This is a genomic window from Paenibacillus sp. RUD330 (assembly GCF_002243345.2).
In the GTDB taxonomy this organism is placed as follows: Bacteria; Bacillota; Bacilli; order Paenibacillales; family Paenibacillaceae; genus Paenibacillus_O.
Genome location: NZ_CP022655.2, coordinates 2,348,954 through 2,372,171 on the forward strand (window position 1 = coordinate 2,348,954; position 23,218 = coordinate 2,372,171).

A 23,218-nucleotide genomic window follows, 5' to 3' on the forward strand; every position below is an offset into this window, starting at 1 on the left:
TTCTCCTCGATGATAAAGATTAACGGATTTCGATTCCTTCAAGACAGGCGGGACTACATGAAAAAATTCGACATCCGCAACATTCGCGTCCGGAGCGTTTCGGTAGACGAGCTCGACGACCGGATGCTGCTGCTCAACTTGTACATGACGCAGGCTATTACCCTCATTATCGGCTTGGTCTGGTGTTTTTTTCAGGGCCGCAATTCGATTGCGCTGTTCCGATGGCCCGACAGCCTGACCTTTTTATATTGGGGCTTCGGTTTCGCCCTCCTGATTCTCGCGGTAGACCTGTTCATTTCCCGCTGGGTGCCCGAAGAGGCTGCCGATGACGGCGGCGTGAACGAACGCATTTTCCGCAACAGGCCGGTCTGGCATATCGCCCTTTTGTCCCTGGTCGTCGCCGTATGCGAGGAGCTTCTGTTCAGGGGCGCGATCCAGCACTCGCTGGGAGCTTATTGGACCAGCATCCTGTTCGCCGCTATCCATGTCCGGTATTTGAAGCATTGGATTCCGACCGCGCTCGTCTTCGGCATCAGCTACGGTCTGGGCTGGATCTATATCCGCACCGGAACGCTTCTGGCTCCGATCGCCGCCCATTTCGCCGTCGATTTCATCATGGGCATGATCATCCGATACAGGAGACAGCCATGAGCAGGATCGAGAAATTCGGAAGACGAAGGCCGGAGGTGCAGAAAACGGCTTCCGCTGAAGCCGGAATCGAGCTTGAAGGCGACGGCTGCCCTCCGCGGCGGGAAAAGCATCCTTCCCTGCAGCCCAAGCTCACGAAATGGCTGGTCAATTCCTTGATGCTGCTGTTCATCGTCCTGGCCTGCACGCTCTTCTTCTGGGGGCGCAGCTTGTTCGCCTCGCATGATGGCGCCAACGATGCGGCAGAAGCCTGGAGAGGAGCATGCCTTTGCGCCTCTACCTGATCCTGTCCATCCTCGTCGTCGCTGCTGCATGGCTGGGAGTCCGGCTGATCCGGCGGATGATGGCCGAAGCGGCCAGCAGCCGGATCGAAGCCGAGACGGTCGCTCTCGAGCGGTTGCCTGAAGCACTGGAGGGATATCGCATCCTGTACATCAGCGACATCCACAGGCGCATCCTCACGGAAGACGTCCTCCGTGAAGCACGGGGCAGGGGAGGAGCCGACATCGTGCTGATCGGCGGAGACATGAGGGAGAAAGGCGTTCCGCTTCAAAGAGTGGAGGCCAACATGACTCTTCTGGCTGCGATAGCTCCCGTCTACGCGGTGTTCGGCAATCACGACCACGACGAGGACATCGAATCCTTGGCAGAGCTTCTGGAACGCTGCGGAGTCGCCGTGCTCGTGAATCGGCATGTATGGCTTCAAGCCGGGGCGGAGCCGTTCAAGCTGGCCGGAGTCGATGACCCCCGCTTGGGCAAGGATCGTCTTGAGGCTGCGCTTGAGACGCCGCTTGAAGACGCGGCGTCCCCTGGAGACAATCGGCCCGCTGCTCCCTTTACGATTCTGCTTGCCCACGATCCCATCATCGCGCATCGCAACCCTGCGATCGAAGCCGATCTCGTTCTGTCGGGACATACGCACGGCGGGCAGATCATCCTACCATGGATCGGCCCGGCGATGAGAACGGCGAGCGTCCGAAGGTTTCCGTCCGGATGGTTCGATCTTGCGGGCTGGCGTAGAGAAGGCCAGCACAAAAAAGGACCCGAAAGGGTCCGCATGCTGGTGAGTCCTGGATACGGCACGTCCAAAGCGCCGATCCGCTGGAATTGTCCGCCTGTCATCCATCTGCTGTCGCTGACCCGGCGCGATCAGCCCTGCTTCAGGTCGATTGAGGCGGGGTCGATGAAGCCGTAGCCTTTTTCCTCGAGCTTCGTCAGAAGGCTGTCGAGGGCTTCCTTCGTCCACGGAAGCTCGTGCATCAGGATGTTGGCTCCGGGATGCAGCTGCTCCAGCACGTTTTTGATGACGAGCTGGGGATCTTTCTTCGTCGCCTTGAGATCCCAGTCAAGGGAACCGTTCGACCAGGTCATGTACAGCATGCCGTCTTCCTTGGCGACTTCCTTGCCGACATCTCCTCCGGTTCCGAATGGCGGCCGGAAGAACAACGGCCGTTTGCCCGTCAGCTCCTCAACCAGATCCGATACATCGCCGAGCTGCTTCTGCACCTCGGCTTTGCTTTTTTTATGGAGATCGATATGGTCCCAGGAATGGTTGCCGATCGTCTGTCCGCGTTCGTCGATCAGCTTCAGCAGCTCGGGGTTTTGCTTCACCCGGTACCCGTTGACGAAAAAGATCGCCTTGGCGCCGTGCTTGTCCAGCGTGTCGAGCATGGAGGTCAGCTCTTCCTTTTCCTTCGGCCCGTCGTCGAACGTGAGCAGGACCGCTTTGTTCGACGTTTCCGAGTCGACGGGGGAGAAGCGGAATGTTTTCGAGCTCATTTTGAACATGGCTTCGGCCTTCTGCGGAGTTGCCGGCGGCAACGGCGAGGGTGACGGCGACAAGCTCGGCGAGGGCGCTGCCGCCGACGGCGCCGGAGAGGCCGATACGGAAGGCGGCGAGGAGGGAGCGGGAGTTCCGGATGCGCTTGCGCCGTCCGTCTTCCCTCCGCAGCCGGAAAGCAGGACGGCTGCCGCGGCAGCAAGTCCGATGGACTGGAGTGCATAGGATTTCATGTACGTTTCAACCTCCACAAGCAAAGCTGTATTCATGGGGATCCGTCCTTCCCAACACCGGGAAATACGATCCAAGACACCCATTTTATCATATTAAACCTTGCTTCGCTTACCCAATCGGAATGGATGAGAAGGAGCCGGCCGGGCATACTACTCCCATCATGAACAGCCGGATATCGGCGCTTAGGAGGCAGATGAAATGAAACTGGGAGGATTTATTGCCGGAAGTCTGATTGGAGCGGCGGCAGCCATGTACGTGGCCCGCAAAAGGCCGGGTGCGGCAGCGGCAGCGTCGGGCATCGCCGGAGAGCTGTGGTCCAAGGCCGCCGGAAGAGCGATGACGGGAATGATCCGCAACAAAAGCGGCTCGGCGCCGCGCCGAGGCCCGGTGAGCGCCTCATCGGCGAAAGGCTCCGGCCGGGTCGCGGACAGCGGTTCCTGGGAGCGGATCGCTGCGCTCGTGAACAGCGATCCGGAGGTCAAAAAGGAATCGGAAAAGATCATCGCAGAAGCTTCATCGTCCCCGACAGCCCATTGAATCTTGCCGGCCGCATCCCTCTATGGGGAGGCGGCTGTTTTTTTGGCCTGCCCGTGCATTCCTCCTTCATAGATGGTAATATAGTTATATGGCACGTATGCCGCACATTATGGCTTGCGCTTCATACGCTGTTATATCCGATGCTGCAGAGGAGGATCCTGTCATGAAGATCGAACGGTTGGGGCAAGACAAAATTCGCATTTTTCTGACGTTCGACGACCTGCTGGAGCGCGGGATCCAGAAGGACGACATGTGGCGCGAGATACCGAAAGTGCATGAGCTGTTCAGCGAGATGATGGACCAGGCCTATTCGGAACTCGGCTTCGATGCGAACGGCCCGCTTGCGGTCGAAGTCATCGCGATGCCGGCTCAAGGCATGGTGGTGATCGTCACCCGCGGCAAGATGAATGTGAGCTCGGACGCGGGACGTGCCGACGAGGACGATGCGGACGAGGATATGTACGAGATGGAAGTGACGCTGGAATCCAGCGACACGATCATGTACATGTTCAAGGATTTCGAGGATGTCATCTCCGCAGCCAAGCAGCTTTCGGCCTCGGAACTGACGGAAGAAGGAAGACTGTACGCATACAACGGACGCTGGATCCTCGCTTTTGATACCGCCTCGGCGGAACCGGCGGGACAGAATGCGATGATCGCCATCCTGGCGGAGTTTGGAGACGCGACCTCGGTGACCTATGCGGTTCTGGAGGAATACGGCAAGATTGTCATGCCGACCGATGCTGTTCGCGGGCTTTGCCATCATTTTAAATCCTAGCCCCAGTTGCCAAGAGCATTCGCGATCCATCGGGAATGCTCTTCTTTTGTGCTGAACGGGGCTGAACCTATACTTTCATCAACAAGAAGGAGGCAGGGGATCCCTTGCTGCTTTTCTCGATATTGACGGCCGCAGTGGCTCCGGGCATCTCGCTGCTTACCTATCTGTACTTGAAGGACCGCTACGACAGCGAGCCCATCCATCTTGTCTTCAAGCTGTTCGTCACCGGCATGCTGGTCGTCGTGCCGATCATGGTCATCCAGAGAGGACTGGAGCTCTGGCTCGGCAGCCATCCGCTTCTGTTCTCCTTCGCCTTCTCCGGAGGCGTAGAGGAGATTTTCAAATGGTTCGTCCTCTACCATATCATCTACAACCACATGGAATTCGACGAGCCGTATGACGGCATCGTATATGCGGCCAGCGTCTCCCTCGGCTTCGCCACCCTGGAGAACATCATGTACGCCGTATTCTATCCGTCTACTTTCGGAACGATGATGCTGAGGGCGCTGCTGCCCGTGTCGGGACATGCCTTGTTCGGCATCATGATGGGCTACTATTTCGGCAAGGCGAAGTTCGCTCCCAAGCGCCATATCCGCAGGTTCCTGCTGCTGTCGCTGCTGCTGCCTGTCTTGTGGCACGGCTTGTACGACTGGATCCTCACGTCGACAGCGAGGGAATGGGCATGGATCATCGTGCCGTTCATGGCGGTGCTGTGGATCTGGGGCCTCCGGAAGATCGGCAGGGCCAATTCCCGCTCTCCTTTTCGGATCGTGGGCAGGGAAGAAGAGGTTAAGCTTTGATCGTTCCGTCCATACTTGCTTGTAGAGACAATCGCTCAACGCGGGAGGAAGCAAGCATATGGATGAGGCAAGAGTGAAGATCAGCATCCGCTGCCGGCTCTGCGGAGAGAAGTTCGTTCTTCGCGGCCGCAGGGACCAGGGCCGTGTCGATACCGGCTTCAAGCAGTGCCTGTGCAGCAATACCGATGACTTCGAAATCGAAGAGCTGCCGGTATAAAGTCATAGCCCCATGCATAAAGCTCCTTTCCTTCAACCAAACTAACACCAGGTTTGGCATAAGAAAGGAGCTTTTGCCGTATGTACCAACGTTTAAGCCGTGTGCTTTTTCCCGTCATGACGCTGCTTTTTGTCGGCGCGATCTATTGGGGCTATCAGGAGCATCAAGAGAAGAATTCGGTCTTGGTCAAGGCGGAGAACCAGTATCAGAAAGCATTCCATGAATTGAGCTATCATGTGGACCAGCTCCATCACCAGCTCGGCAGCACGCTGGCCGTCAATGCCGCCTCCCAGGGCTACCAGCGCAAAAGCCTCGTCAATGTGTGGAGACTGACCAGCCAGGCGCAAAGCGAGATCAACCAGCTGCCGGTCAGGATGATTCCTTTCCATAAAACCGAGGACTTCCTGTCGCATATTTCGAATTTCGCCTACAAGGCATCCATGCGGGATCTGACGAAGCAGCCGCTGAGCGACGGCGAGATGAGCACGATGAAAACCTTGTATGCCAAATCGGCCGAGATCGCGCAGGAGCTGGGAAAGGTGCAGGATAAAGTGCTGCAGGACAAGCTTCGTTGGATGGATGTCGAATTGGCGATGGCTGCCGACAAGCAGAAATCCGGCAACGTCATCGTCGACGGATTCAAGGGCGTCGATTCCCGGATGGACAAGATGGCCTCGATCGACTGGGGACCGACGGTAAGCGGCTTGTATGAGAAGAGATCCGTGAGCATGCTGAGCGGCAAGCCCGTTACGGCCGAGGAGATCAAGACCAAGGCGGCCAGGTTCCTCGGCATGACTTCGACGGAAGGCATCCGGGTCGTCGAGAACGGCAAGGACACCAACTACAAATCCTTCTCTGCCGTCGTCAAGGAAAAGGCGACAGGCAAGAACATCGCGATGGACTTTACTTCCCGCGGAGGCGACCTGATCTGGTTCGTCCATCCCCGCGATGTGGCCGACAAGAAGATCGGCATGAAGGAAGCCCGCGGCAAAGCCGACGAATTCTTGGACAAGCACGGCTACAAGAAAATGACTCCCGTCACCTATGACGAATACGGCAAGGAAGCGGTATTCACTTATGTAGGTAGCGACAACGGCGTGCTGATCTATCCCGACAAGCTCAGCGTGAAGGTCGCGCTGGACAAGGGTGATGTCATCGGGCTGCAGGCAAGCGACTATGTCTTCTCGCACAAGGAGCGCAAGCTCGGCAAGCCGGCGATGACGGAGGCCAAGGTGCGCGGAGGCCTGAGCGAGGCGATGAAGAAGTCGCCGGCCAAGCTTGCCCTGATCAAGAACGATGACAACCAGGAAGTGCTCTGCTACGAATTCAAAGGCGAGAGCAACGGCACCAAATACCGCATCTATCTGAATGCGGACAGCGGTCTCGAGGAAGCGGTGGAGGAACTGCCGGGAGAGAGCCGCTCCTAGACCGCTAGGACAGGCAAAAAAGCCCATTTTTCGATATGGCTCCCCATCATCCGACATGCTATAATCATGGCATTACGGGAGGGGGAGCCTATTTTGCTGCCTAGGGTTAACGAAAATCTGTACATACAAGTGGCTTCTTCCGATGAAGAAGAGGCTCAGATGGTCTTCAAGTCCCGGATCGCGGACGAGGACGCCGAGGCCATCTACATTGAAATTCCGCTTCATGAGCCCAGCCGCAAGCTGAAGAAGCTGTACATCGGGGACGAGCTTTCGGCCCATGTCATCAGCTCCGAAGGCATCAAGCATTATTTCAACTCCCATGTTCTCGGCTTCCGGGAAGACGTCATCCGCCTGGTTCGGATCCGCAAGGCCGATCCCGACAGCATGACAAAAATCCAGAGGCGCAGCTTCCTGCGGGTGCCGGCCGATCTGGAGCTTGCGGTGTCCATCCGCGGGCGCGTCCGGTTCGTGGCGATGACGGACGATATCGGCGGCGGCGGCATCTCGTTCCTCTGCGATCAGGCCAAGCCGGTCGAGCAGGGAATGGAGCTGGAGTGCTGGCTGCTCGTGCCTTACAAGAACGGGACGCTCGAGCATGCCTTCTTCAAGGGCGAGGTCGTCCGTGTCGACTTGACGGAGACGGGCAAGAAGCAGGCGATGCTCAAATTTACGACGATCTCGGAGCCGGACCGGCAAAGAATCATCCGATTCTGCTTCGAACGGCAATTGGAATTCCGGAAGTAATCTTATTCTTGGCGCGTACATAACGGTCTTTCTAATGGGCAACATAGGCCTATATTCCTAGGACTGGAAGGGATGGGCGGATGAGGAGGATGGAGGACAAGGTCACCTGGGGGCTTGCCGCATGCGCTCTTCTTCTGTTCGCCGCCTTGCTTGCTGTGCAGGCTTCGGCATGCATGCATAGCGACCGGGGGGATATCGCCGGCCGCCGCAGCCAGGAGGGGGAGAAATTCCGATAGACGGTTACTGTTTTGCATCCAACAGTCGACTGTGATATAATTATTTGGCAGGCACAGCCTGCTTTTTTACTGATTTTGAACGAGAAATTCTCATGGACATCGCTTGGAGGAACGCCCTTTGAGTACCCATCACGACGGGGTAGGCGAGCGCATCAACATCGCGATCGACGGACCCGCCGGTGCCGGCAAGAGCACCGTAGCCCGGAGCGTTGCCGAGGCATTAGGCTATATTTATATCGATACTGGCGCCATGTACCGCGCAGTTACATGGAGCGCGCGTTCCGCCGGCATCGACATCGGCGACGACGGCGCGCTGGCGGAGCATGCGGAGGGGCTGGACATTTCCTTGGCTCCGGGACTCGACGGCCAGATCGTCTTGCTGAATGGAGAGGATATTACAGCCTTGATCCGTTCCCGGGACATCAATCTGAATGTTTCCCAAGTCGCGGCCAACGATCGGGTCCGGATGCTGCTGGCGGACAAGCAGCGCAAGCTGGCGGACGGCAAGGGCGTCGTCATGGACGGCCGGGACATCGGCTCGCATGTGCTGCCGGATGCCGAGCTCAAGATCTACCTGACGGCCAGCGTCGAGGAAAGGGCGCTCAGAAGGTTCCGGGAGACGGATCCCGATTCGGGGCTGACGCTTCAGCAGCTGGAGAAGGAGATCGAGGAGAGGGACCGCAAGGATATGCAGCGCGCCGTATCGCCTTTGATCCGCACGCCGGATCATATTCTGGTGGATACGACCGGCATTCCCGCCAGCGGGGTCATCGACACGATCGCATCGCTCAGCCGCAAAAAACTGGCGGAGGCGAACTTGTCATGATCTATACCTTTTGCCGCGCTGTCCTGAGAGGCGCCTACGCCTTGCTGTTCCGTCTCGAAGCCAGAGGACTGGAGAACATACCGGCCGCAGGGCCCGTCATTCTCTGCTCCAACCACATCAGCAATTTTGATCCGCCGACCGTCGGCATCAAGCTCAGCCGCAAGGTCCACTACATGGCGAAGGCCGAGCTGTTCGACGTGCCGCTGTTCGGCCCCTTGATCAGGGCTCTGGGCGCATTCCCCGTCAAGCGCGGCGGAGTGAGCAAGGACTCCATCAAGACGGCGATAGCTCTTCTCAAGGAAGGCAATGTCATGGGCATCTTCCCCGAGGGAAGCCGCAACAGCGGAAGCGACGCAGCCAAGAAAGGCGCGGCCATGATCGCCATGCGCAGCGGAGCGGTCGTCATACCGGTCGCCATCTCGGGGTCCTACAAGCTGTTCCGCAAGACCGTCGTCTCCTACGGCAAGCCCGTGGACTTATCCGAATTCATGTCTTCATCCGGAGATGCGCTGGAACAGGTGACTAGAGCCATCATGGTGCGAATCGAAGAACTGCGCAAGCAAGCTTAAGCATGTTTTATTCCCTTGTTCCTGTCAGGGTAGGGATCCATCGGGAGCCCAAGTTCCCGCCCTTCCGTTTCAATGGTGCAATATGGGTTTAAATAAAGTTGGGGTATGAACTGAGGAGGTTATTTCAATGTCAGAAGAAACAAAGATCCAGGACTCTGTCCAAGAATCTCAGCAAGGTCTTAGCCAAGATGAGCTTGAGAACATCGTTTCCCTCAAAAAGGGCGACATCGTGACCGGCACGATTGTGAAAGTTGAAGACAACCAGGCAACCGTAAGCCTAGGTTATAAATATGACGGTGTCGTTCCGCTGCGCGAGCTCAGCTCTGTACAGCTGGACAACGCCAACGACGCGGTGAAGCTCGGCGAGGAAATCACGCTGAAGGTCATCACGATCGACGACGAGAAGGAGAAGCTCGTCCTCTCCAAGAAAGCCGTCGACGGCGAAAAGGCTTGGGATTCCCTGCAAGCCCAATTCGAAGCCGGCGAAGTTCTTGAAGTTACCGTTGCCGACGTCGTCAAAGGCGGTCTCGTCGTTGACGTAGGCGTGCGCGGCTTCATTCCGGCTTCCATGGTCGAGCGTCATTTCGTCGAGGATTTCAAGGACTACAAGGGCCGTACCCTTAATGTCAAAATCAAAGAAATCGACCGCGAAAACAACAAGATCATCCTGTCCGCGAAAGATGTTCTGGAGCAGGAATTCGAAAAGAACAAGCAAAACGTCATCTCCGGCCTTGAAGTCGGCCAAGAGCTTGACGGCACGGTTCAACGCCTGACTCCGTTCGGCGCATTCGTCGATATCGGCGGCGTAGACGGTCTTGTTCACGTTTCCGAAATGTCCTGGCAGCATGTCGCGCATCCGAAGGATGTCGTAACGGAAGGCCAATCCGTTCGCGTCAAAGTCCTCAAGCTGGACCCTAACGCCGGCAAAATCAGCCTCAGCATCAAAGCTGCCCAACCGGGACCTTGGGAATCCGTAAGCGGCCAATTCAAAACGGGCGACATCGTAACGGGTACGGTTCGCCGCCTCGTTACCTTCGGAGCTTTCGTTGAAATCGCTCCTGGAGTGGAAGGCCTCGTTCATATTTCCCAAATCGCTCACCGCCACGTGGCGACTCCTCAGGAAGTGCTCAAGGAAGGCCAAGAAGTTCAAGCCAAAATCCTTGACTTCAACCCGTCCGAGAAGCGCGTAAGCCTGAGCATCAAAGAAACGGAGGAAGCTCCGGAGCAAGCTCCGCGCGCCGAGCGTCCTCAGCGCGAGCGTTCCGACCGCGGCGGATTCAAGGAGAAGATCGACAACCCGAACGTCTCCCTGAGCAACCAAAGCATGAGCTTCAACCTTGGCGAGCGCTTCGGCGACAAGCTGAGCAAATTCAAGTGATCAAGGCGTGCAGCCCCACGCGCATCGCGCGATAGGGCCGCATCGTCTCGAAAGCCTTTCCGATTCAGGTCGGAAAGGCTTTTTTATTTGCTTTCGCCCCGCGATTCAAACCTCGTCACTTCGCGCATAATACGCGGAGGAGGTGCAGGCAATGAGTGGAATGGAAGAAGGATTTCTGGCATTGGAGCTCGCAGCCGTCTGGCTGATCCTGCTTGCGACCGGCTGGAACAAGGAAGCGGCTGGAGGACTGGGCTGGAAGATGGCGATGGCCGGCATCGCCGGCATGATCGTATTGTCGCGGTTTGAGCTTGACCTGCCGTGGGGCTTCAAGGCGAGCGCATCGGCCGTCGCCTTGCTGCCGGCATGTCTGGCTGTGTGGATGCGGGGAGTGCCGCGCGGAGACCGCTTCTACACGGCGGGCTGCGCCCTGCTTCTGGGACTGCTCATGGCATGGATGAACACGCTGTATGCTTCGAGCCCGCTGCTGACCGTCGTGAGGGCGGGCTGGGATATTCCCATCTTATGCGGCCTGCTCGCTGCCCTGCTATCTTTGCGGGCGGCCAGCCAATTCGTCATTATCGCAGCCGGATACTGGATTGCCTCGGTTTTTCCCGCCTGGCTTCCATCAGCGATTGAGCCCGCATCCGTTATCGGCAAGGCCGGCTGGTGGGACGGCTTTGCCGCAGCCGCAGCGTCATGCCGTCTTCTGACCGTCGTCATTGCCGCGGCTGCGTCCGGATTCTCGCGCTTATTCGTGCAGCGGATGGATAACAGGGAAGGGGATGCCTGAGAATGGACGACTTGTCGATCTACTTGCATGAGCATCGCATGGTCGTCGGCGTGATGGCCGGCATCGCCTTTGGATTGCTGGCCCGGATCCTGCTGCTGCGCACGGATTACAGGCAGTACCCCACTTACCCGCATGGCCAGATCATCCATATCTCTCTTGGAGTCATTGCCTCGGCGCTTGGGGCGGTGGCGGTTCCGGCTCTCTACCAGAAAAACCTGACGGCCCTGACCTTCCTGACAGTCGCCGCCCAGCAATTCCGCGAGGTGCGCAATATGGAAAGGGAGACGCTGAGCAAGATGGATTCCATGGAAATCGTCTCCAGGGGGACTTCGTACATCGAGGGGATCGCCATGGTCTTCGAAGGCCGCAATTATCTGGTCATCATGGCCGCCATGGCCGCCAGCCTGTTCGCCGTCGCTTTCAATCTCTGGATCGGGATAGCGGGAGGATTGCTGTCCCTGATCGTCGTTTGGAAACTGAAGTCGGGCAAGTCGGTCTCTGCGATCGCGGACATCATTCCCGGCGAGGTCAGGATCGAAGGGCCGGATCTCTATGTCGACAACATCTATATCATGAATGTCGGCCTGCAGAGCAACCGGGACATCATCGCGAAGCATGGCCTTGGACTCATCGTCAAGCCCCGCAGCGCGAACGGCCGGGTCACCTTGTCGAATCTTGGACAGAGGCAGGCGATCCTCTACGATCTGTCCACGATTCTCGGCCTTCACAGCGACGAAGGGGAGCCGGCCCTTGTCCCTCTGGCCAAGCTCGATCTGGACAGCGGCTGCCTTGGCGTCTTCATTATTCCGCATGAGCGCGACCTGTCCAAGGCGTGCGAGATCGCCGGGCGTGTTCCGCTGCTGGAGATGGCCGTCCGAATGCCGTCCAAAGCGGGAGTCAATCAGGGGGAGGGCGGATCGAATGGCTAGCATCGTCGCCATTGTCAGCACCAGCCATGAATCAGTGGCTGGCGGAGCGCCGATTTTTATCGAGGAAGACGCTGGAAAAGCCCAGCAGACGGCATTTTTCCTGGAGAAGATCCTGGACGCGACCGCACATGATTTAAAAAACGGATCGTTCATTCTGGTGGACAGAAGCCGGTAGGCGAACCTTGCGTTTCCATAGGAAACCATTGAAAAGTTAGCCAACGAGGCTGTTTTTTGCTATGATGAATGGCGTGAGTATTTTTGAGAGGGTGTATACTATGGCAAGACCCGTTATAGCCATCGTGGGCAGGCCTAATGTGGGGAAATCCACGATCTTCAACCGGGTCATAGGCGACCGCCTGGCTATCGTTGAGGATAAACCTGGCGTCACGCGTGACCGGATCTATGGAACCGGTGAATGGAATGGAAGATCGTTCAGCATCGTCGATACAGGCGGCATCGAGATCGACGGAGAAGACGAAATCATGAAATCAGTCCGGATGCAGGCTGAACTGGCTGTCGAGGAAGCGGATGTCATCATCTTCATGGTCGACGCCAAAACCGGACTTACCCTTGCGGATGAAGAAGTGGCCCAAATGCTGTTCCGCTCGCGCAAGCCGGTTGTCGTAGCCGTCAACAAGGTGGACAACCAGGGCCGGATGGAAGACATTTACGAGTTCTTCGGGCTCGGCTTCGGAAGCCCGATCGCCATTTCCGGTTCCCATGGCACCGGCATCGGCGACCTTCTGGACGAAGCCGTATCGAAGCTTCCCGAATTGGAAGAAGATCATTACGACGAGGATGTCATCAAGGTTGCCTTGATCGGCAGGCCGAATGTCGGCAAGTCCTCGCTCGTCAACGCGCTGCTCGGCGAAGAGCGCGTCATCGTCAGCGACGTGGCGGGAACGACCCGCGACGCGATCGACACCCCGTTCGAGAAGGACGGCCAGCGCTATGTCCTTATCGATACGGCCGGCATGCGCAAGCGCGGCAAAGTGTATGAAACGACGGAGAAATACAGCGTCATGAGATCGCTCAAGGCGATTGAACGGGCGGATGTCGTCCTGATTCTGATCAATGCCGAGGAAGGCATCATCGAGCAGGACAAGCATATCGCAGGTTATTCCCATGAAGCCGGCAAGGCTTCCATCTTTGTCGTCAACAAGTGGGACGCGGTGGACAAGGACGACAAGTCGATGCAGCATTTCACGCAGAACATCCGGGATCACTTCCTGTTCATGTCGTATGCGCCGATCGCTTTCCTGTCCGCTCTGACGAAGTCGCGCCTGCACAAGCTGCTTCCGGTCATCAACCATGTATCCGAGCAGCATTCCCTGCGCATTCAGACCCATCTTCTCAATGACGTCATTTCCGATGCGGTCGCGATCAACCCTCCTCCTACGGACAAGGGCCGCCGTCTGCGCATCAATTACGTCACGCAAGTAGCCGTGAGGCCGCCGACGATCGTCATTTTCGTCAATGCGCCGGAGATCATGCACTTCTCCTACGAACGCTACCTGGAGAACAAAATACGCGCCGCGTTCGACTTCGAGGGCACGCCGATCCGTCTGTTCACGCGTCGGAAGTCGGATGAGGACTAGGGGAGAAGAACGTTGCTCATATCCATCCTTGCGATTGCAGCGAGCTATCTGCTCGGCTCGGTTTCCTTCAGCATCCTGATTGGCAGGTATGTGAAGGGCATTGATATCCGCCAGCATGGAAGCGGCAACGCGGGAGCGACCAACACGCTCCGCGTGCTCGGCAAAGGCCCCGGCATCGCCGTCTTCCTGCTGGACATCGCCAAAGGCGTCTTCGCCGTCCTGCTTGGGCAGCTGCTCGTCCCGGAATCGGACTGGGTGCCCGCCATTTGCGGACTGGCCGCGATCATGGGCCATAACTGGCCGCTCTATTTCCGCTTCAAGGGAGGCAAGGGAATCGCCACGACGGTAGGAGCTCTCGTCGTCCTGTCGTTCCTGCCCTGCCTGATCGCCGGGATCATTGCGATCGCGGTCATCGCCCTCACCCGCTACGTTTCGCTCGGCTCGCTCGTCTTCGCTCTGTTGACGCCATTATTCATTTTCTTCCTCGAAGGCGCCGAGCCGGCGTTATGGGCAGCGATGCTGTTATGCTTATTCGCTTTTGTCCGCCATCGGACCAATATCGTCAAGCTGGCGCGCGGCCAGGAAAACAAGCTCGGATCGAAGAAAGGGTGAGCACCACAATGCCGACAAATGCGGAAACCAACGGGCGCCGGCGCCTCCGCGTAGCGGTGCTTGTCGCAGGCAGCTGGGGGACGGCGCTGTCTTCGGTGCTTGCGGACAACGGCCACGAGGTGACCATATGGACCCGCAGCGCGGGACAGGCGGACGAAATCAGCCAGCGCCATACCAACGCCCGTTATTTGCCGGACATTCCGCTGGCGTCCACGCTCCGCGCGACGACGGATATGCAGGAAGCTCTGCGCGGAGCCGAGCTGGTGCTGTTCGCGGCTCCTTCCTCGGCGATGCGGGAAGTAGCGGCCGCCGCGGCGGGGGCGATCGACCCGGACGCCGTCATCGTCCATGCCACCAAAGGCTTTGAAGCGGAGACGCTGGAGCGCATGTCCCAGGTGCTGGCAGGCGAGCTTGGAAGGGATGAGCGCGAGATCGTCGTGCTCTCCGGACCGAGCCACGCCGAGGAAGTCGTGCGCAAGCTGCCGACGACGGTTGTCGTCGCTTCGATATTCCCTGGACCGGCCAAACGGGCGCAGGACGCTTTCATCAATTCCTGCTTCCGGGTCTATACCAACCCCGACGTCATCGGAGTCGAGGTCGCCGGCGCGATCAAGAACATCATTGCGCTTGGAGCCGGCCTCTCCGACGGACTCGGCTTTGGCGACAACGCCAAGGCGGCGCTGCTGACCCGCGGCTTGGCTGAGATCGGCCGCCTCGGCTCCGCGATGGGGGCGACGATGATGACGTTCGCCGGGCTGGCCGGAGTCGGCGACCTCATCGCGACCTGCACGAGCCCGCACAGCCGCAACTGGAGAGCGGGCTCGCTGCTCGCCAGCGGCCTGTCTCTGGACGAAGTGCTGGAGAAGGTCGGCATGGTCGTGGAAGGCGTGCGCACGACCCGCTTCGCCCGGACGCTCGCGGCGCGCTACGGCGTCGAGATGCCGATCACGGACCAGCTCTACGAGGTGCTCTTCGAGGGCAAGGATCCCCGCGAAGCGGTGGAGATGCTCATGCTGCGGGACCGCACCGGCGAGCTGTAGTCCGCCGTATGCATCCGCCCTTACCCGGCATCCGCCCTCACCCCGAGCGGCTCCTCCTCATAAGATGATGCTAGAGCGGTTATGCCGCCGGCTTCGGCCGGCGCTAGCCCCATCATTACTGGGGAGGCGACAATGGTGAGCAAACATTCGCCGAAGGACATTCTTGGAGCAGTCAACAAGAAAACCGGCAAAAACATTACGGAGAATCAGGTCAAAAAAATCGCCAGCGGAGTCACTCCGGAGACGATCCAGAGCGAGGAAGAGCTTCGCAAGCTGGTTAAGCAGGTTGCCTCCATGGCGAAGGTGCCGGTGTCGGAGCAGACGATGAACGACATCGTCAAAGCCGTCAAGGCGAGCGGCATGAACATGGGCAACCTGGAAACCCTGATGAAAATGATGATCAAGAAATAAGGACGCATCGTTCCTGGAGCGGCCTCGGACCGGCTGAGCTTCGGCTTGCCGGTCCGTCGTTCCGGAGCGGCCGGGGACAAGCCTTTTGCAGGACGGCGGCATCGCTCGGAATAGGTCCGGAGGAATGGAGAGGCAGAGCAAATGCAACCGAGTCCGATGACCGTAATGTGGATCTCGCTGGCCGGAATCGGCCTGATGGTCATATCCGCATTGGTGATTACGTTCGCCCGCATGAAAACGAAGGGGATCCTGCGAGGCGTTCTGTCGCTGGCCGCATTCGCCATGCTGGTATTCGGCTTTATTCTTGGCGTGTTTTCGATTATCGTCTGACCGGAGGGAATGCAACGATGATTACGCTCATCGGCCGCACGCGCTCTACGGACGCGGATGCCGTGAAAGGCCGCACGCTGCTTCAGCATGCGGTGGAGACCAAGGCGGAGTGGGGCTACAACTGCAGCCGCGGAACATGCGCCCGCTGCCGCTGCCATGTCGATCAAGGCATGGAGCATCTGGAAGACGTCACCGACGCCGAATGGGATCGCCTGGAGCCGGAAGAGCTGGATCAGGGCTTCCGTTTGTCCTGCCAGGCGGTCGTGAGCAGCGACGATGCTGTCATTGTCGTCCGGCACAAGCCTTATTTCTAGTTAGACAGCCTACATACAGGAGGCGGCGCGATCATGGCAGAGGCGACCTTTTGGCCAGCCGGCAAAACCGTCAAGGTCAGGCCGGGCACGACGCTTCTGAGCGCTGCCAGGCAGGCGGGGCTCAGCGTTCCCGTCCGCTGCGACGGCAAAGCCGCCTGCCTCATGTGCAAGATGTCGCTGCTCCCCGACCATGGGGAACAGGGGCTTTCCCGCCTGAGCGAGGTGGAGCGCCGCAAGCTTGGAACCGACGGACTTCAGCGGCTCGGCTGCCAGAGCAGGATTACGGGCGACTGCCATGTCAGCATACCCGAAAGTCCGCTGAAGGCGGCTGTCAGACGTCAATTGGAGCGTCAGGCCGCTGAAGACGATGACGATTGGCTGCGGGGATTCCGAAGCTAGTCCGAAGCAGGAGGATAGCATGATGTTGAATAAAGGAACCCTTGGCCGCCCGGCGGAGGGGCGCAAATGGCGAGGTCTCGCAGGAGCCGCGGCCGCCATGATGCTGGCGGCAAGCTTGTCCGGCTGCATGTATCCCCGGGAACGCATGGCCGAGAGCCAGGCTCCATCGATGGACGTCGTCGCCGGAGTGCAGGCGGTGGTCGATCTTTATCAGCAGAAGAAAGGTCTTCTGCCGATCAAGAACGCCAACCAGGAAACGCCGGTCTACGAAAAATTCGTCATTGATTTTCCGAAGCTGCAGCGGGAGAACTTCATGTCGGATCTGCCGGCGGCTTCATTCGAGAAGGGCGGCAGCTACTACTTCCTGATCCAGAACGAGGAGCAGGATCCGACCGTGAAGCTGATGCCGCTGACGATCTTCCAGTCGGTGAACGACGTGCAGGGCTGGGTCGACCAGTACGGCCGCAGCCATGAAGGCGTGCTTCCGGCCGCCGGCGAAGCCTATCCGGGCTACAGCCGGATCGACTTCAAAAAACTGGGCCAGCGGGAGCCTTCCGTCCGCAGCCTGTATTCCGGCGGCGCCTTGCCGTTCATGATGAGCGATGAGGGGCGGGTCTACGCGGATTACGGAAGCGACATGATGCGCTTCGCCCAGAAGCGCGGCCTCGACAAGGTGGGAGCGGAGCTCGACCTGCGGCAGTTGCTCGCGGAGGACACCGACTTCGTGCCGGTCAAATCCCCGCCGTTCAAGCTTGTCGGCGGGGAGCCTGTGGCACAGCCCGAATAACAGCTATAGGACGAGAACCTTCTTGTCCCTTTTTCGCGAAGCGCGAGAGGGACGGAAGGTTCTTTTCTGCTATCTGGGGGCATATCAATCTATCTTGAAAGGGCTATGGATATCCGGACCGGGATGCAAGAATGTTGGACGCAACCGTCATAATCCGGAAGGATGGACAATAAGCTATTACTAGTCCACAGCATGTACGAGTTGCGTCGCTTGCCTACCCTCTTGACCGGTGGAAGGCGACGAACCGGATATTCGATTGGGAGGGGATCTGAAAGTGGAAAAAGTGGATATTTTCAAGGACATCGCGGAGCGTACCGGCGGAGACATCTACCTCGGCGTCGTCGGTGCGGTCCGAACAGGCAAGTCGACGTTCATCAAGCGATTCATGGAAACGACCGTACTTCCCAACATTACGAGCGAGGTGGACCGCGTCCGCGCGGTGGATGAGCTTCCGCAAAGCGCGGCAGGCAAGACGATCATGACGACGGAGCCCAAGTTCGTTCCGAACCAGGCTGTCCGCATTCATGTCGCCGAAGGCCTGGAAGTCAACGTCCGCCTCGTCGATTGCGTCGGATACGCTGTGGATGGCGCCAAGGGCTACGAGGACGAGAACGGCCCGCGGATGATCACGACGCCTTGGTTCGAGGAGCCGATTCCATTCCAGGAAGCGGCGGAGATCGGAACCCGCAAGGTCATCCAGGAGCATTCCACTCTCGGCGTGGTCGTTACGACGGACGGCACGATCGCCGAAATTCCCCGCAGCTCGTATGTCGAATCCGAAGAACGCGTCATCGCCGAGCTGAAGGAAGTCGGCAAGCCGTTCGTGCTCATCATCAACTCCACCCGTCCGAAAAGCGATGAAGCCCTGCAGCTCCGCGGCGAGCTTCAAGCCAAATACGACATTCCGGTCATGACGCTGAGCGCGGCCGCCATGGGCGAGGAGGAAGTGACCTCCGTCCTGCGCGAGGTTCTCTACGAATTCCCTGTGCATGAGGTCAACGTCAACCTGCCCAGCTGGGTCATGGTGCTGAATGAAAGCCACTGGCTGAGAAGCAATTTCGAGAATTCGGTCCGCGATACGGTCCAGGACATCCGCAGGCTGCGCGATGTGGACCGTGTCGTCGCCCAGTTCATGGAATACGACTTCATTTCCAGAGCCGGCCTCAGCGACATGAATATGGGGCAGGGCGTTGCGGAGATCGACCTGTACGCTCCGGATGAGCTGTACGACCAGATCCTGATGGAAGTGGTCGGCGTCGAAATCCGCGGCAAGGACCATCTGCTGCAGCTCATGCAGGATTTCACCCATGCCAAGCGCGAGTACGACCGCTTCGCGGAAGCGCTGGAGATGGTCAAGACGACCGGCTACGGCATCGCGGCTCCGACTCTGGCCGAAATGCAGCTCGACGAGCCGGAGCTGATCCGCCAAGGCTCCCGCTTCGGGGTCAGGCTGAAGGCGACCGCTCCATCCATCCACATGATTCGAGTGGACGTGGAATCGGAGTTCGCTCCGATCATCGGGACGGAGAAGCAAAGCGAGGAGCTCGTGAGATACCTCATGCAGGATTTCGAGAACGATCCGATCAAGGTATGGGATTCAGACATGTTCGGCCGCTCGCTGCATTCCATCGTGCGCGAAGGCATCCAGGGCAAGATTGCGATGATGCCGGACAACGCCCGCTACAAGCTGCAGGAAACGCTGGGCAGGATCATCAACGAAGGCTCCGGAGGCCTTATCGCCATCATTCTCTAATGATTATTGTTCTGCACCGGGGGGGCTTGTCGCCCTCCGGTTTTTTGCGTGCGCAGGACAGAGCGAGGCTGGACGAATAGCTGGAATATTTTGGGGCGACAGCGCTTTAAACAAAAAAAGCTTGAATATTATTCGTGAAGTTCTATAATTATCCCTATCCAAAATATTCGAGCAATTTCGACGTCAAATCACTTAAATCCGATTGACATGCTTGGATAAGATGCTATGATGTTGCTTAACAAGCACATTCAGGGAGCTTGACATGACGGGGGAGGAAATACAGAGATGAACTGGGGCAAAAAATCACTGATCGTTCTTGCAGCGGCTGCTATATTGGGTACGGCCGCATGCGGGCAGAAAGGCAATAATTCCGAGGCGGACGGAGCTGGAGCGGGCGGAAGCGCGGCAGCCGGCAAATCCAACGGAATCCTCGCCACGCTCGGCGATGGCAATGATTCGCTGAAGGGCAAGAAGATCGCGCTCATCATGCAATTCAACGAAGGGGCGTTTTCCGCCCAATACGTTGCCGGCGTGAAGGAGCAGGTCGAGAGCTTCGGAGGCACGGTGCAGGTGCAGGCCTCGGGCAACAATCTGGCCGAGATGTCTTCCAAGCTCGAGGCGGCGGTCAACGGCGGCGTAGACGGCATCCTGACCGACCACGGCACGGCGGAAGCGCTGAAGTCCGGCGTAGAGAAAGCGGCCAGCAAGGGAATTCCGGTCGTAGCGTTCGACGCCGACATCGCGGTGCCGGGAGTCACGGTGCTGCAGCAGAACGACCAGGATATGGCGGACAAGTCGCTGGAGAAGCTGAAAACGGATATCGGCGGCAAAGGGAACATCGTCAAGGTTTGGGTCGCAGGCTTTGCGCCGATGGAAAGACGCCAGATCTCGTACAAGAAGTTCATGGATGCGAACCCGGATATCAAGGAAATCGCGCATTTCGGCACGGCGGACAAGCCTGCGCTGGATACGCAGAACCAGATGGAAGCCATTCTCAAGCAATATCCGAACAAAGGCGACATCGCAGCTGTATGGGCATCGTGGGATGAATTCGCCAAAGGAGCCGTCCGCGCCATCCAGCAGGCGGGCCGCAATGAAATCAAAGTCTACGGCATCGACATGAGCGACGAGGACCTGCAGATGATCCAGGATCCGAATTCGCCTTGGATCGCCTCGGTCGCCGTGGATCCGAAGGACATCGGCCGCGTGCAGGCGCGGTATCTGTACCAGAAGCTGCATGGCGACAAGACCGACGACAAGGTCGTCCTTGATGCGGTTGCCGTAACCCGCGACGCATTGCCGAAGGACAAGAAGATCAACACGACCGAGCTCAGCGAGTATGTCGAGGGATGGGGCAAGAGCGAGCAGGGAATCGCCGATTGGATGGGCAAGACGGGCAACTAAGGAACAAGCAGGGACCAGCAGCAATAAACAGCAATAAGCAAATAATAAGCACGTGATAAGCAGGGAACAAGCAAGGAAGATTGCAACCAGATCGATGAACGGGAGGGATGAAGCTTGAGCCAGCCAAGCATGCTGTGCATGTCTGGGATATGCAAGTCCTTTTCCGGAGTTCCGGCATTGAAGGACGCCGGCCTTGAGGTGGCGGGAGGAGAGGTCCATGCTCTTCTCGGCGCCAACGGGGCGGGCAAAAGCACCCTGATCAAAATACTTTCCGGCGCGTATGGGGCCGACTCGGGCAGCGTGGAGATCGACGGGGGACCGGTCGCTCTCGGCAGTCCGGCCGAAGCGAAGGCCTTAGGCATCCACTGCGTCTACCAGGAAGTGGACACGGCGATCGTGCCGGCACTCAGCACGGCGGAGAACATCCTCCTCGACCGCCATGCAGCGAGCGGCGCGGGACGATGGGTGAACTGGAAGGCGATGGCCGAGGAAGCCGGAGCCGCGCTGCAGCGGCTCGGCGTGGAGCTTCCGCTCCATAAGCCGGCCGGGGAGCTGTCCCTTGCGGAAAAGCAGTTGGTGCTCATTGCCCGCCTGCTAACGGAACGCGCACGATTCGTCATTCTGGACGAGCCTACGGCGCCGCTCAGCCTGGAGGAGGCTGAGCGGCTCTTCCGTGTCATCGAAGGGCTCAAGGCAAGCGGAATCGGCATCATCTTCATCACCCATCGGCTGCCGGAGGTGTTCCGGGTCAGCGACCGCATCACCGTCATGCGCGACGGCATGCGGGTCCTAACCGCAGACAAGAGGGAGCTCACCCCCGAAAGCGTAGTGGAAGCGATGCTCGGACGCAAATTCGAGGAGGAGTATCCGAAGCTGGAGGCAGCTATCGGCGAGGTCGTCCTCGATGTAGACGGACTGCGGAGCGGGAGCCGGGTGAAGGATGTCAGCCTGAAGGTGCGGAGCGGCGAGATCGTCGCGGTCGTAGGGCTTGTCGGAGCAGGCAAGACCGAGCTGTCCCGGGCTCTCTTCGGCGCCGATTCCGTCGACGGCGGGACGATCAGCGCAGGCGGCAGACGCCTCAGGCTGAATCAGCCGGCCGACGCCGTAGCGGCGGGAATCGCCCTCGTGCCCGAGGAGAGAAGGCGGCAGGGCATTGTCGCGTCGGATTCCGTGCTGCGCAATCTCAGCCTCCCTTCCTTGAAGCGCTGGACTCGGCTCGGATTTTTGGCTGGGCGCAAGGAGGAGGAATCGGCCTCGGGCCTGATCTCTTCGCTTGGAATCAAGACGGCGGGCTTCCAGCAGATCATCGCGACGCTGAGCGGAGGCAACCAGCAGAAGGTCAGCATCGGCAAATGGATTCCGACGGAAGCGTCGGTCTATCTGTTCGACGAGCCGACCAAGGGAGTGGACATCGGCGCCAAAAGCGATATCTTCCGCGTCATCGGCAATCTTGCCTCGCAGGGCAAGGCGATTCTGTACCTGACTTGCGAATTCCAGGAAGCCGTCGGCATCGCCGACCGGATTCTGGTCATGTATGACGGGGCTATCGTCAAGGAGTTCCCGAGAGGTCAAGCCTCTTTGGAGGAGCTGCTCATCGAAGCCAGCGGAGGAAGAGGAGGAACAGCATGAATTCCAGATCGGCCGATTTCATTTTCAAATATGGATCGCTTTTGGTCATCGGCATTGTCATTATTTTCTTTTCTTTGTGGGACAAGCATTTCTTTACGTACGACAACCTGGCCTCGATCCTGCGGGCGATCTCGATCACGGCGTTCGTGGCGATCGGCGTCACGTTCTCCTTGTCCGTGGACGGCTTCGACCTCTCGGTCGGCTCGACCGTATCGATCGTCATCGCTTTTTCGACGGCGCTCATGGTCTGGTATCAGATGCCGCTCGCGGTCGTCATTGTCGGCTCGCTCCTGCTCGGAGCGGCGGTAGGGCTGGTCAATTCGCTCCTGATCGTGCGGGTGCGGATTCCGGATCTGCTCGCGACGCTCGCGATGATGTATGTCGTCTCGGGCATCCAGCAAATATTCACCAAAGGCAATTCCATCTACAGCAACATGATCATGCCGGACGGCTCGACCGCTCCGGGTACGATTCCTTCGTCCTTCCTGTGGCTGGGACAGGGCGAGCTGCTCGGCATCCCGGTTCCGGTCGTGCTGATGGCCGTCGCATTCGTCGCCGTATTCATCTTCTTCAAATACACGCGGATCGGACGCCAGATGGAAATGACCGGAGGCAACGAGGAAGCGGCTCGCCTATCGGGCGTAAGGGTGAAGCGGATCCGCACCGCGGCTTATGTGCTGTCGGGATTGTTCGCCGCCATCGGAGGCCTGCTCTTCGCAGCCCGTACCGGCAGCGGCCAGTCCGGCGCCGGCGCGCCGATCCTCATGGAAGCGGTGGCGGCCGTATTCGTCGGCTATTCGGTGCTTGGCAAAGGGCGGCCCAACATCGTCGGCACCTTCTTCGGAGCCGTTCTGATCGGCGTGCTGCTGAACGGACTGACGATGATGAACGTTCCGTACTATTCCAACGACTTCATCAAGGGCGCCGTGCTGGTGCTCGCGCTGGCGATCACATTCATTCACCTGAACCGCAAGCGGGCTTGATTCCGCTACTATGAAACCGGTTTTCAAGCCGCTCTCCAAGGGCTTTGTCCTGCCAAAAATAGTCT

At 58.6% G+C, this 23,218-nt stretch carries 30 protein-coding genes; 29 read left to right on the forward strand and 1 reads right to left on the reverse strand.

The genetic code is table 11. The annotated features are described in order from the left end of the window. Nucleotides 1-57 precede the first annotated feature (57 nt). Genes CIC07_RS10640 through CIC07_RS10650 form a run of 3 tightly spaced genes read left to right on the forward strand, consistent with a single transcriptional unit; the run spans nt 58 to nt 1,843 of the window. A complete protein-coding gene (locus tag CIC07_RS10640) occupies nt 58-651 on the forward strand; it encodes a CPBP family intramembrane glutamic endopeptidase (RefSeq protein ID WP_076356443.1) in 594 nt (197 codons plus the stop codon). Further along, nucleotides 648-932, forward strand: a complete 285-nt coding sequence (locus CIC07_RS10645; protein ID WP_076356441.1) for a hypothetical protein — start codon at nt 648-650, stop codon at nt 930-932. The genes CIC07_RS10640 and CIC07_RS10645 overlap by 4 nt, the downstream gene beginning before the upstream one ends. Next, on the forward strand, nt 911-1,843 hold the full coding sequence (locus CIC07_RS10650) for a metallophosphoesterase (RefSeq protein WP_083688019.1): 933 nt from the start codon (nt 911-913) through the stop codon (nt 1,841-1,843). Before CIC07_RS10645 ends, CIC07_RS10650 begins: the two co-directional genes overlap by 22 nt. On the opposite strand, the gene CIC07_RS10655 is transcribed toward CIC07_RS10650, so the two are convergent. Next, complete coding sequence (locus CIC07_RS10655; RefSeq protein ID WP_327205377.1) at nt 1,798-2,436, reverse strand: polysaccharide deacetylase family protein; 639 nt, start codon at nt 2,434-2,436, stop codon at nt 1,798-1,800. The two genes, CIC07_RS10650 and CIC07_RS10655, sit on opposite strands and share 46 nt — an antisense overlap. Here CIC07_RS10655 and CIC07_RS25765 point away from each other — a divergent pair. The 26 genes from CIC07_RS25765 to CIC07_RS10780 all read left to right on the forward strand — a co-directional run bounded on the left by CIC07_RS25765 (nt 2,435) and on the right by CIC07_RS10780 (nt 23,153). Then, nucleotides 2,435-2,653: a hypothetical protein gene (locus tag CIC07_RS25765; protein ID WP_327205376.1), complete on the forward strand. Its 219-nt coding sequence runs from the start codon at nt 2,435-2,437 to the stop codon at nt 2,651-2,653. The two genes, CIC07_RS10655 and CIC07_RS25765, sit on opposite strands and share 2 nt — an antisense overlap. A 207-nt stretch (nt 2,654-2,860) precedes the next feature. Beyond that, on the forward strand, nt 2,861-3,199 hold the full coding sequence (locus CIC07_RS10660; protein ID WP_076356437.1) for a hypothetical protein: 339 nt from the start codon (nt 2,861-2,863) through the stop codon (nt 3,197-3,199). 163 nt (nt 3,200-3,362) lie between these two features. Continuing rightward, a complete protein-coding gene (locus CIC07_RS10665; RefSeq protein WP_076356435.1) occupies nt 3,363-3,977 on the forward strand; it encodes a genetic competence negative regulator in 615 nt (204 codons plus the stop codon). Nucleotides 3,978-4,081: 104 nt separating this feature from the next. After that, entirely contained in the window at nt 4,082-4,777 is a 696-nt protein-coding gene (prsW, locus tag CIC07_RS10670; protein ID WP_076356433.1) for a glutamic-type intramembrane protease PrsW, read from the forward strand. 58 nt (nt 4,778-4,835) lie between these two features. After that, on the forward strand, nt 4,836-4,994 hold the full coding sequence (locus CIC07_RS10675) for a hypothetical protein (RefSeq protein ID WP_021878400.1): 159 nt from the start codon (nt 4,836-4,838) through the stop codon (nt 4,992-4,994). Nucleotides 4,995-5,074: 80 nt separating this feature from the next. Then, nucleotides 5,075-6,421: a germination protein YpeB gene (gene ypeB, locus CIC07_RS10680; protein WP_076356431.1), complete on the forward strand. Its 1,347-nt coding sequence runs from the start codon at nt 5,075-5,077 to the stop codon at nt 6,419-6,421. Between the two features lie 93 nt (nt 6,422-6,514). Further along, a complete protein-coding gene (locus tag CIC07_RS10685) occupies nt 6,515-7,165 on the forward strand; it encodes a flagellar brake protein (protein ID WP_175619170.1) in 651 nt (216 codons plus the stop codon). An 80-nt stretch (nt 7,166-7,245) separates the two neighbouring features. Next, complete coding sequence (locus CIC07_RS10690) at nt 7,246-7,401, forward strand: hypothetical protein (RefSeq protein WP_157741895.1); 156 nt, start codon at nt 7,246-7,248, stop codon at nt 7,399-7,401. A 118-nt stretch (nt 7,402-7,519) separates the two neighbouring features. Next, nucleotides 7,520-8,227 carry a (d)CMP kinase gene (gene cmk, locus CIC07_RS10695; RefSeq protein ID WP_076356427.1) on the forward strand — a complete coding sequence of 236 codons (708 nt, stop codon included), beginning with the start codon at nt 7,520-7,522 and terminating at the stop codon, nt 8,225-8,227. Beyond that, nucleotides 8,224-8,796 (forward strand): lysophospholipid acyltransferase family protein, encoded by a 573-nt coding sequence (locus CIC07_RS10700; protein WP_076356425.1) that lies wholly within the window; start codon nt 8,224-8,226, stop codon nt 8,794-8,796. The genes cmk and CIC07_RS10700 overlap by 4 nt, the downstream gene beginning before the upstream one ends. A gap of 127 nt (nt 8,797-8,923) precedes the next feature. Continuing rightward, nucleotides 8,924-10,174 carry a 30S ribosomal protein S1 gene (gene rpsA, locus CIC07_RS10705; RefSeq protein WP_076356423.1) on the forward strand — a complete coding sequence of 417 codons (1,251 nt, stop codon included), beginning with the start codon at nt 8,924-8,926 and terminating at the stop codon, nt 10,172-10,174. Nucleotides 10,175-10,325: 151 nt separating this feature from the next. Next, nucleotides 10,326-10,964 carry a YphA family membrane protein gene (locus CIC07_RS10710; protein WP_094248015.1) on the forward strand — a complete coding sequence of 213 codons (639 nt, stop codon included), beginning with the start codon at nt 10,326-10,328 and terminating at the stop codon, nt 10,962-10,964. A 2-nt stretch (nt 10,965-10,966) separates the two neighbouring features. Then, the gene (locus tag CIC07_RS10715) at nt 10,967-11,893 is read left to right on the forward strand and encodes a YIEGIA family protein (RefSeq protein ID WP_175619169.1); all 927 of its coding nucleotides are present in this window, start codon (nt 10,967-10,969) and stop codon (nt 11,891-11,893) included. Next, nucleotides 11,886-12,068, forward strand: a complete 183-nt coding sequence (locus CIC07_RS10720; RefSeq protein ID WP_076356419.1) for a capping complex subunit for YIEGIA — start codon at nt 11,886-11,888, stop codon at nt 12,066-12,068. The genes CIC07_RS10715 and CIC07_RS10720 overlap by 8 nt, the downstream gene beginning before the upstream one ends. Nucleotides 12,069-12,168: 100 nt before the next feature. Then, the gene (gene der, locus CIC07_RS10725) at nt 12,169-13,491 is read left to right on the forward strand and encodes a ribosome biogenesis GTPase Der (RefSeq protein WP_076356417.1); all 1,323 of its coding nucleotides are present in this window, start codon (nt 12,169-12,171) and stop codon (nt 13,489-13,491) included. Between the two features lie 12 nt (nt 13,492-13,503). Next, nucleotides 13,504-14,103, forward strand: a complete 600-nt coding sequence (plsY, locus tag CIC07_RS10730; RefSeq protein WP_076356415.1) for a glycerol-3-phosphate 1-O-acyltransferase PlsY — start codon at nt 13,504-13,506, stop codon at nt 14,101-14,103. An 8-nt stretch (nt 14,104-14,111) separates the two neighbouring features. After that, nucleotides 14,112-15,143 carry an NAD(P)H-dependent glycerol-3-phosphate dehydrogenase gene (locus CIC07_RS10735; protein ID WP_076356413.1) on the forward strand — a complete coding sequence of 344 codons (1,032 nt, stop codon included), beginning with the start codon at nt 14,112-14,114 and terminating at the stop codon, nt 15,141-15,143. A gap of 135 nt (nt 15,144-15,278) precedes the next feature. Continuing rightward, nucleotides 15,279-15,554: a stage VI sporulation protein F gene (locus tag CIC07_RS10740; protein WP_175619168.1), complete on the forward strand. Its 276-nt coding sequence runs from the start codon at nt 15,279-15,281 to the stop codon at nt 15,552-15,554. A gap of 141 nt (nt 15,555-15,695) precedes the next feature. Further along, nucleotides 15,696-15,884, forward strand: coding sequence for a DUF2768 family protein (locus tag CIC07_RS10745; RefSeq protein ID WP_021879539.1), 189 nt, complete (start codon nt 15,696-15,698; stop codon nt 15,882-15,884). Between the two features lie 17 nt (nt 15,885-15,901). Beyond that, nucleotides 15,902-16,198 carry a 2Fe-2S iron-sulfur cluster-binding protein gene (locus CIC07_RS10750; protein WP_076356409.1) on the forward strand — a complete coding sequence of 99 codons (297 nt, stop codon included), beginning with the start codon at nt 15,902-15,904 and terminating at the stop codon, nt 16,196-16,198. Nucleotides 16,199-16,228: 30 nt separating this feature from the next. Beyond that, complete coding sequence (locus tag CIC07_RS10755; RefSeq protein WP_094248016.1) at nt 16,229-16,597, forward strand: 2Fe-2S iron-sulfur cluster-binding protein; 369 nt, start codon at nt 16,229-16,231, stop codon at nt 16,595-16,597. Nucleotides 16,598-16,616: 19 nt separating this feature from the next. Further along, nucleotides 16,617-17,384: a YphF family lipoprotein gene (locus CIC07_RS10760; protein WP_139334423.1), complete on the forward strand. Its 768-nt coding sequence runs from the start codon at nt 16,617-16,619 to the stop codon at nt 17,382-17,384. 274 nt (nt 17,385-17,658) lie between these two features. Continuing rightward, the gene (gene spoIVA / locus CIC07_RS10765) at nt 17,659-19,137 is read left to right on the forward strand and encodes a stage IV sporulation protein A (protein WP_076356405.1); all 1,479 of its coding nucleotides are present in this window, start codon (nt 17,659-17,661) and stop codon (nt 19,135-19,137) included. A 285-nt stretch (nt 19,138-19,422) separates the two neighbouring features. Continuing rightward, nucleotides 19,423-20,541, forward strand: coding sequence for a sugar ABC transporter substrate-binding protein (locus CIC07_RS10770; protein ID WP_094248017.1), 1,119 nt, complete (start codon nt 19,423-19,425; stop codon nt 20,539-20,541). A 138-nt stretch (nt 20,542-20,679) separates the two neighbouring features. After that, nucleotides 20,680-22,170: a sugar ABC transporter ATP-binding protein gene (locus tag CIC07_RS10775; protein WP_083688119.1), complete on the forward strand. Its 1,491-nt coding sequence runs from the start codon at nt 20,680-20,682 to the stop codon at nt 22,168-22,170. Next, a complete protein-coding gene (locus tag CIC07_RS10780; RefSeq protein WP_076356401.1) occupies nt 22,167-23,153 on the forward strand; it encodes an ABC transporter permease in 987 nt (328 codons plus the stop codon). The genes CIC07_RS10775 and CIC07_RS10780 overlap by 4 nt, the downstream gene beginning before the upstream one ends. The last annotated feature ends 65 nt before the right edge of the window (nt 23,154-23,218 follow it).

Coding starts and splice junctions, on each gene's coding strand:
- CIC07_RS10760 (WP_139334423.1), top strand. CDS start 16,617: ATGATGTTGAATAAAGGAACCCTTGGCCGCCCGGCGGAGGGGCGCAAA.
- CIC07_RS10720 (WP_076356419.1), top strand. CDS start 11,886: ATGGCTAGCATCGTCGCCATTGTCAGCACCAGCCATGAATCAGTGGCT.
- CIC07_RS10735 (WP_076356413.1), top strand. CDS start 14,112: ATGCCGACAAATGCGGAAACCAACGGGCGCCGGCGCCTCCGCGTAGCG.
- CIC07_RS10640 (WP_076356443.1), top strand. CDS start 58: ATGAAAAAATTCGACATCCGCAACATTCGCGTCCGGAGCGTTTCGGTA.
- der (WP_076356417.1), top strand. CDS start 12,169: ATGGCAAGACCCGTTATAGCCATCGTGGGCAGGCCTAATGTGGGGAAA.
- ypeB (WP_076356431.1), top strand. CDS start 5,075: ATGTACCAACGTTTAAGCCGTGTGCTTTTTCCCGTCATGACGCTGCTT.
- CIC07_RS10780 (WP_076356401.1), top strand. CDS start 22,167: ATGAATTCCAGATCGGCCGATTTCATTTTCAAATATGGATCGCTTTTG.
- rpsA (WP_076356423.1), top strand. CDS start 8,924: ATGTCAGAAGAAACAAAGATCCAGGACTCTGTCCAAGAATCTCAGCAA.
- CIC07_RS10675 (WP_021878400.1), top strand. CDS start 4,836: ATGGATGAGGCAAGAGTGAAGATCAGCATCCGCTGCCGGCTCTGCGGA.
- CIC07_RS10715 (WP_175619169.1), top strand. CDS start 10,967: ATGGACGACTTGTCGATCTACTTGCATGAGCATCGCATGGTCGTCGGC.
- CIC07_RS10710 (WP_094248015.1), top strand. CDS start 10,326: ATGAGTGGAATGGAAGAAGGATTTCTGGCATTGGAGCTCGCAGCCGTC.
- CIC07_RS10655 (WP_327205377.1), bottom strand. CDS start 2,436: ATGTTCAAAATGAGCTCGAAAACATTCCGCTTCTCCCCCGTCGACTCG.
- CIC07_RS10665 (WP_076356435.1), top strand. CDS start 3,363: ATGAAGATCGAACGGTTGGGGCAAGACAAAATTCGCATTTTTCTGACG.
- CIC07_RS10750 (WP_076356409.1), top strand. CDS start 15,902: ATGATTACGCTCATCGGCCGCACGCGCTCTACGGACGCGGATGCCGTG.
- CIC07_RS10660 (WP_076356437.1), top strand. CDS start 2,861: ATGAAACTGGGAGGATTTATTGCCGGAAGTCTGATTGGAGCGGCGGCA.
- CIC07_RS10745 (WP_021879539.1), top strand. CDS start 15,696: ATGCAACCGAGTCCGATGACCGTAATGTGGATCTCGCTGGCCGGAATC.
- CIC07_RS25765 (WP_327205376.1), top strand. CDS start 2,435: ATGGCTTCGGCCTTCTGCGGAGTTGCCGGCGGCAACGGCGAGGGTGAC.
- CIC07_RS10690 (WP_157741895.1), top strand. CDS start 7,246: ATGAGGAGGATGGAGGACAAGGTCACCTGGGGGCTTGCCGCATGCGCT.
- CIC07_RS10650 (WP_083688019.1), top strand. CDS start 911: ATGCCTTTGCGCCTCTACCTGATCCTGTCCATCCTCGTCGTCGCTGCT.
- CIC07_RS10770 (WP_094248017.1), top strand. CDS start 19,423: ATGAACTGGGGCAAAAAATCACTGATCGTTCTTGCAGCGGCTGCTATA.
- CIC07_RS10700 (WP_076356425.1), top strand. CDS start 8,224: ATGATCTATACCTTTTGCCGCGCTGTCCTGAGAGGCGCCTACGCCTTG.
- CIC07_RS10775 (WP_083688119.1), top strand. CDS start 20,680: ATGTCTGGGATATGCAAGTCCTTTTCCGGAGTTCCGGCATTGAAGGAC.
- CIC07_RS10645 (WP_076356441.1), top strand. CDS start 648: ATGAGCAGGATCGAGAAATTCGGAAGACGAAGGCCGGAGGTGCAGAAA.